Raw genomic sequence first — 1,829 nt, 5'->3', positions numbered from 1 at the left:
CTGACGATCGAGGAGATGCGCCAGGCGCTCAACCCGCGCAACATCCCCGACTATCAGGCGGTGGCGCCCACGGGCGTGGGCGTGTTCGACACGCTCAAGGCCGTGGCCAAGCTGGTGTTGACGGAGCTCAAGAAGGGCGGCTAGACGAGGTCGCTCTCCTTGCGCTCCGCACCCTCCCCCCTCCGTCTCCTGGCCCTGGTTGGAGTGGGCCTGTGGGCTCCCGCGCTCGCGCAGGAGCCCGCCGCCGTTTCCACTCCCGCGGCGACCGCATCCGAAAGCACGCCGGCCGGCAAGTCCCCCCGGACCGCCGAGGAGTCCTTCAACACCCGGGTGCGGACGCTCGAGGAGCAGGTCGTCGACCTGAAGGAGAAGATCTTCCGCTCCAAGGCGCGCCTCCAGCTCCTCCAGGAGACGGTGCTGGGTGGAGACCTGTCCACCGGGGCGCGCGCGGTGCTCTTCCACCGCAATGAGATGGGCAATTCGTTCGTGCTGGAGTCGGTGGCGTACGCGCTGGACGGCGCGCCCATCTTCACGCGCACGGACGAGAACGCGGACCTGTCCAAGCGCGAGGAGCTGGAGATCTTCAACGGCCGCATCGTACCGGGCCAGCACCAGCTCGCCGTGAAGCTCGTCTACAAGGGCCACGGGTACGGGGTGTTCAGCTACCTCGAGGACTACCGCTTCAAGGTGCAATCCAGTTACACCTTCAACGCGGATCCGGGGAAGGTGACGACGGTGCGCGTGGTGGGCTTCGAGAAGGGCGGGCTGACCACGGACCTCCAGGATCGGCCAGCGGTGCGCTACGACATCGAGTCATCGCGTGAGTCGGGCAGGCAGCAGCAGCCCGCCGCCACCGCCCCCGCCGAGACGAAGTAGGAGACCGGTCGTGAGCGTCTCCCGCGTCCACGCCCTGCTGCTCGCGGTGGCCACCCTCGTGGCGGCCCCCGCTCGCGCGTCCTCGCGCGAGTTGTCGGCGCGGCTGGAGCAGGTGTCCGGGCAGCTCAAGGCGGCCGAGGAGAACCTGCGCTTCGTCGAGACGCAGTTCACCGAGCGGCCCGAGCCCGGCGAGGACGAGGCCCGGCTGCTGCGCTTCTCCCATGGGGAGATTCAATACCTGTTGGAGGACTGGGCCAACGCGGCGGTGCTCTTCTACGATCTGGTGAGCGACCCGAAGTTCCGCTCGCACGAGCGCTATACGGACGCGCTCTTCTACCTGGCGGACTCGCTCTACCAGCAGCAAAACCACGTGGGCGCGCGGCTGTACCTGCGCGAGCTGCTCGGCCAGCCCGACACCCGCCACTATCGGGACGCGCTGGCGCGCTACCTGGAGATCGCCGGCCGGCTCAACCAGTTCACGGGCCTCGACGAGCACATCGAGCGGGCACGGCGCCTCTCGGGTGGGCAGTTGCCGCCGGAGCTCGAGTACGTCTACGGCAAGTGGCTCTTCAAGCGCACGGACCTGCCCGACGTGGAGCGGCGCGAGCGAGCGCGCGCGGCCTTCCAGAAGCTGGCCGCCATGCCCGAGGGGCGCTTCCAGAAGCAGAGCGCGTACTTCCTCGGCGTGCTGTCCGTGCAGGAAGGTGACTACGAGGGGGCCGTGGAGCGGTTCCGTCCCCTGGCCACCGGCACGCCGCGGGAGCCAGAGCTCCAGCGACTCAAGGAGCTCGCGAGCCTCTCGCTGGGGCGGCTCCTCTATGAGCTGGGGCGCTACGACGAGGCGCTCGACCGGTACGCGGAGATTCCGCGCGACAGCGAGTCCTTCGTGGACTCGCTCTATGAGCTGTCCTGGGTCCACGTGAAGAAGGGGGACTACGAGAAGGCGAAGAACG

General features: G+C 68.6%; 2 protein-coding genes and 1 pseudogene. All 3 read left to right on the top strand.

Features of this window, described 5'->3' with window-relative positions:
• Window positions 1-144 (top strand): annotated as a pseudogene (locus tag VF794_RS31645) (gliding-motility protein MglA); the annotation flags it as partial.
• Window positions 145-159: 15 nt separating this feature from the next.
• The gene (locus tag VF794_RS31640) at window positions 160-876 is read left to right on the top strand and encodes a dihydrolipoamide acetyltransferase (RefSeq protein WP_331116843.1); all 717 of its coding nucleotides are present in this window, start codon (window positions 160-162) and stop codon (window positions 874-876) included.
• A 10-nt stretch (window positions 877-886) separates the two neighbouring features.
• A partial coding sequence (locus VF794_RS31635; RefSeq protein ID WP_331116842.1) for a tetratricopeptide repeat protein occupies window positions 887-1,829 on the top strand: 943 nt, incomplete at its 3' end.

The sequence above is a fragment of the Archangium sp. genome (genome assembly GCF_036389735.1).
Classification (GTDB): Bacteria; Myxococcota; Myxococcia; order Myxococcales; family Myxococcaceae; genus Archangium.
The sequence above is the reverse complement of the archived record's forward strand: the minus strand, read 5'-3'. Positions and strand labels throughout refer to the sequence as shown.